At 66.3% G+C, this 4757-nt stretch carries 4 protein-coding genes, 1 tRNA gene and 1 pseudogene; 2 read left to right on the forward strand and 4 right to left on the reverse strand.

The features are described 5' to 3' along the window. The 3 genes from AC1DQP_RS16625 to AC1DQP_RS16635 all read right to left on the reverse strand — a co-directional run. Window positions 1-665 (reverse strand): DUF6538 domain-containing protein (locus tag AC1DQP_RS16625; RefSeq protein ID WP_478052036.1); only part of this gene is annotated, 665 nt, incomplete at its 3' end. Window positions 666-749: 84 nt separating this feature from the next. Next, window positions 750-839: transfer RNA gene (locus AC1DQP_RS16630), tRNA-Ser, on the reverse strand. 155 nt (window positions 840-994) lie between these two features. After that, on the reverse strand, window positions 995-1987 hold the full coding sequence (locus AC1DQP_RS16635; RefSeq protein ID WP_478052037.1) for a LysR substrate-binding domain-containing protein: 993 nt from the start codon (window positions 1985-1987) through the stop codon (window positions 995-997). A 124-nt stretch (window positions 1988-2111) separates the two neighbouring features. Between AC1DQP_RS16635 and AC1DQP_RS16640 the strand changes: the two genes are divergently transcribed. Further along, window positions 2112-2693, forward strand: a complete 582-nt coding sequence (locus tag AC1DQP_RS16640; protein ID WP_256774490.1) for an FMN-dependent NADH-azoreductase — start codon at window positions 2112-2114, stop codon at window positions 2691-2693. A gap of 328 nt (window positions 2694-3021) precedes the next feature. On the opposite strand, the gene serS is transcribed toward AC1DQP_RS16640, so the two are convergent. After that, window positions 3022-4302, reverse strand: coding sequence for a serine--tRNA ligase (gene serS / locus AC1DQP_RS16645; RefSeq protein WP_256774491.1), 1281 nt, complete (start codon window positions 4300-4302; stop codon window positions 3022-3024). 134 nt (window positions 4303-4436) lie between these two features. Here serS and AC1DQP_RS16650 point away from each other — a divergent pair. Beyond that, window positions 4437-4757: pseudogene (locus AC1DQP_RS16650) on the forward strand (energy transducer TonB); the annotation flags it as partial.

The following is a 4757-nucleotide window of genomic DNA, read 5'->3' on the forward strand; positions in this document are numbered from 1 at the left end:
TCCTGATACCAGCGGGCCAAGTCCGAGCGCGTGATSGCRTKGACCTTRRMCTTYGSCCCCAAGAACGMSACCAATGCCTCGATSGCSGTYTTCTTGATCGTGTAGGYCTTGGGCAGAGTTGARGGCTTGAGCGTCGMCARGAAGGCRTCGCGCGCCTTTCCCAASGTGATSGTCTCGATSGCCTGSGCMGGTGGCGTTGCGGATGTGCAGGTCACCTGCGGCCAGATCTCGCGAGCCGGYCCCCGGCKGGCTGCTGMAGGCTGCTGKAGCGTGGCCGCCATCGCTTCCAACTCCATGAGCTGCCKRTAGAGCTTCAAGTCCTTSGGACTRTCRATCTGCCATTGCTCCGTGACCGTCCCGTCCGWTGCCCGGGTGCGGTTCAACGTGAGCTCGCGMAGGTTCTCAGCRCTCGTCAAACGATCAATSAGRAGGTCAGCATCCGTTTTGSYGAGCTTGGCCACGCGTTGATCCTTCAACTGTGCGAAGAGYCGAGCATAGCCTGCRCCCAGCACGACYGCACGCACRTGGGCCTGAGCYAGGTCTTTCGTTCGAAGGRTGCGTTTGATCAGCCGGCAGTCGAGCACGGCGTGRAGGTCRACRGGAACRCGCTGGACGAASGACCAGCGACCGGTCTCGGACCGACTCAAATGGTGRGGGATGCGCATGCGATTGTCGCCTCTGCATGCTTTCCGCCTGCCAATCAGGACACATCAAAAATTCATATTTAGAATCAATGAGTTATACGCGATTGGCGGAGAGAGTGGGATTCGAACCCACGGAAGGTTTGACCCTTCGCCGGTTTTCAAGACCGGTGCCTTAAACCGCTCGGCCATCTCTCCGTATCGGTAGCGCTGTCTGCGCACCGCGTGCCCAGGTCATTTCAACCCCGGCATCCGGTCGGGGCAGCGCCCCGTCCGGCATGGCTCCCCGGCACTGGCCGGGGGTCGCATTCTCGCATTTCAGGTGGGTTTTGCCCACCCGGCCGGTGCCGGGCTCAGCCCGCATCCACCGCCAACGCACCCAGCGCGCTGGCCTTGATCTTCTCCTTGGCCCGCTCGCACGCGCCACCGCAATCCAGGCGCGAGGCCTCCAGTTGTGGCGGCAGGTGTTCGGCCAGGAAGTCGATGAACACCCGCACCGCCGGCAGCAGGCCGCGGCGCGAGGCGAACACGGCGTGGCACACGCCCTGCGGCAGCGACCATTCCGGCAGCACCACTTCCAGCTCGCCGCTGCGCACGGCATCGGCGCAGACGGTCTCGGGCAGCATGGTGATGCCGAAGCCGTCCTTGACCATGMTTTGCAGCAGCGGGAAATCGAAACCGGCCACGCGTGGCTGCAGGTCCACGCGGCGCACCGCGCCTTCGGGGCCGTGCAGTTCCCAGCGCTGGCGGGCTTCGTCTTCGCTGATGCTCAGGGTGACGTGGTTGGCCAGTTCGTCCGGGTCCTTGGGGCGGCCGGCACGGTCGAGGTATTTCGGGCTCGCCACCAGCAGTTCCTGCACCTGGCCGAAGCTGCGCATGACCAGGCTGCCGTCGTCATCCAGCCGCGAGCGCACGCGCAGGGCGACGTCGTAGCCCTCGTTGATGATGTCCACGCGGCGGTTGCTGATGTTCAGCTGCAGCCGCACCTTGGGGTACTGGGCCAGGAACTTGGGCAGCAGCTTGGGCAGCTGCATCTGCGCCAGCGACACCGGCACGCTGGCGCGCACCAGGCCGCGTGGCTCGGCGCTCAGCCGGTCCACCACTTCGCGCGCGGCCTGGGCCTCGGCGAGCATGGTCTGGGCGTGGCGGTGCACGCTGGTGCCCACGTCGGTCACCGCGAAGCGGCGCGTGGAGCGCTGCAGCAGGCGTACGCCGAGGTCGGTTTCCAGCTGGCTGATACGGCGGCTCAGACGGGATTTGGGGATGCCCAGGGCGCGTTCGGCGGCGGCGAAACCACCGTGGTCGACCACCATGGCGAAGTAGTAGAGATCGTTGAGGTCTTGCATACCGAAGTTCCAGATATAGAACAATACGTGGTATTCAACCACCTTTATTCCAACCAAGCAACAACCTAACCTGTTTTCCGTCGGCGGCGCGTTGCCCGCCCCTCCCAGATAACAGGTGATTGCCATGAAGCTTCTCCACATCGATGCCAGCGTCCTTGGCGACAACTCGGTTTCCCGCCAGCTCTCGGCCGCCGTGGTCCAGCAGTGGCGTGACCAGGTGCCGGGCCTGGAGGTCACCTACCGCGACCTGGACGCCCAGCCCGTTGCGCACCTGCGCAGCAGTTCGCTGGCCCAGACCGACGCGGCCGAAGTGGCCGACGCGGCGCTGGTGCTGGAGCAGTTCCTGGCGGCCGACGTGGTGGTCATCGGCTCCCCAATGTACAACTTCAGCGTGGCCTCCACCCTCAAGGCGTGGATCGACCGCCTGGCGGTGGCTGGCAAGACCTTCAAGTACACCGATACCGGCCCGGTGGGCCTGGCCGGCGGCAAGCGCGTGATCGTGGCCAGCAGCCGCGGCGGCCTGCACACCGGCGCCCCGACCGACTTCCAGGATCCGTACCTGCGCCAGGTGTTCGCGTTCTTCGGCATCGACGAGGTGGAATTCGTGCGCGCCGAGGGCATCGCCTACTCGCCGCAGCACCGCACCGACGCGATCGCTCAGGCGCTGGCCGCGCTGCCGCAGCCGCGTGAGCTGGCCGCTGCCTGAGGTGTAACCCCACGCCACTCCCTCCCCCTCGTCGTGGTGCCGTGGTGCGCGGCGCCGGTTTTCTCTCCCTTGCCGGTGTTGCGCCTGATGGCCCCTTTTGGGGCCATCTTTTTGAGATCGCGGGTACGCACTTGGCCGCCGTTGGCTCGCATTGAATCAACGTGGAAAGCGCCAGCCACGCAGGGCGTGGCCCTGCCCGCCCAGGAACAACGGAGGTAGAGCCACCCCATGGGTGGCTGCACGTGGTGCCCGAACGGTACGGCGGCCACCCATGGGGTGGCTCTACCTCCTGGATGCAAAAAACCCGCCTTTCGGCAGGTTTTTCGTTTCAGGCGATGGTCTCGATGCCGCCCATGTAGGGCTTGAGCGCGTCCGGCACGGTGATGCTGCCGTCGGCGTTCTGGTAGTTCTCCATCACCGCGATCATCGCCCGGCCCACGGCCACGCCGGAGCCGTTGAGGGTGTGCAGCAGTTCGGGCTTGCCGGTTTCCGGGTTGCGCCAGCGGGCCTGCATGCGGCGGGCCTGGAAATCGCCACAGTTGGAGCACGAGGAGATCTCGCGGTAGGTGTCCTGCGAGGGCAGCCACACTTCCAGGTCGTAGGTCTTGATCGCCGAGAAGCCCATGTCGCCGGTGCACAGCAGCACCTTGCGGTACGGCAGGCCCAGCTTCTCCAGCACCACTTCGGCGCAGCGGGTCATGCGCTGGTGTTCTTCGTCGCTCTGCGCCGGGGTGCAGGCGGCCACCAGTTCGACCTTCTCGAACTGGTGCTGGCGGATCATGCCGCGCACATCGCGGCCGCCGCTGCCGGCTTCGGCGCGGAAGCACAGCGAGTGGGCAGTCATGCGCAGCGGCAGCTGGTCGGCGTCGACGATGTCATCGCGCACGATGTTGGTCAGCGGCACTTCCGAGGTCGGGATCAGGTAGCGCGTGGACTCGCCCACGGCGGTCTTGAACAGGTCGTCTTCGAACTTGGGCAGCTGGCTGGTACCGCGCAGCGACTCGGCGTTGACCAGCGCCGGGACGTTCGTTTCTTCATAGCCGTGCTCGCCGGTGTGCAGGTCGAGCATGAACTGCGCCAGCGCGCGGTGCAGGCGCGCGATCGGGCCGCGCAGCACGGTGAAGCGCGAACCGGACAGCTTGGCGGCGGTCTCACCATCGAGCCAGCGGTTGCGGGCGCCCAGTTCGACGTGGTCGAGCACGGGGAAGTCGAACGCGCGCGGGGTGCCCCAGCGCTTCTGTTCTACGTTCTCGGTCTCGTCCTTGCCGGCGGGCACGTCGTCGGCCGGCAGGTTGGGGATGCCCAGGGCGATGGCTTCGATCTTGTCGCGCAGTTCGTCCAGGGCCACTTCCGAGGCCTTGAGCTCATCGGCGAAGGCGGCCACTTCGGCCATGATCGCCGAGACGTCTTCGCCCTTGGCCTTGGCCTGGCCGATGGCCTTGGAGCGGCTGTTGCGCAGGCTCTGCAGTTCCTGGGTACGCACCTGGATGCGCTTGCGGTCCGCTTCCAGCGACTCCAGCCCGGACACATCCAGCTCGAAACCGCGCGAGGTGCGCAGGCGTTCTGCAAGGTCGGCGGGATGTTGGCGAAGCAGGGCTGGATCAAGCATGGCGGTGGCAGGTGGGTTCGGGTACGGAGGGGGATTATCGCCTGTTACGCGGATTTCTGCCGCCCGCGCGCCGCCATGTACCCCTCAGTCATTGCCGGCGTGGCAGAATCGGGCTGTTCACAACGGTATGGCTCATGTCCGCTTCCCGCTCTACGTCTGGCAAGAACATCACCTTCCACCTGCCCCGCCGCAGCCTGATGATCGCCGGTATCGCCTTTGGCGTCGGCATCCTCCTGTTTCTGGTGGTGTGGCTGAGCAGCCGCAACGACGAGTTCTACAAGGCCGGCCCGGCGGCAACGCCGCAGCAGGTGGCCGAGATCGAGCCGCTGCCCGAACCCCTGCCCGCCGCGGCCGGCTCCAGCGACATGCCCGATGCGAAGGCGCTCCCGGCCAATGCGGAGAAGCCGCAGCTGGTGGAAACCGCGCCGCCCCCGCCGCCGGCCGCTGCCGCCGCC

Source organism: Stenotrophomonas sp. P5_A8 (genome assembly GCF_056400545.1).

Coding starts and splice junctions, on each gene's coding strand:
- serS (WP_256774491.1), bottom strand. CDS start 4,302: ATGCTTGATCCAGCCCTGCTTCGCCAACATCCCGCCGACCTTGCAGAA.
- AC1DQP_RS16640 (WP_256774490.1), top strand. CDS start 2,112: ATGAAGCTTCTCCACATCGATGCCAGCGTCCTTGGCGACAACTCGGTT.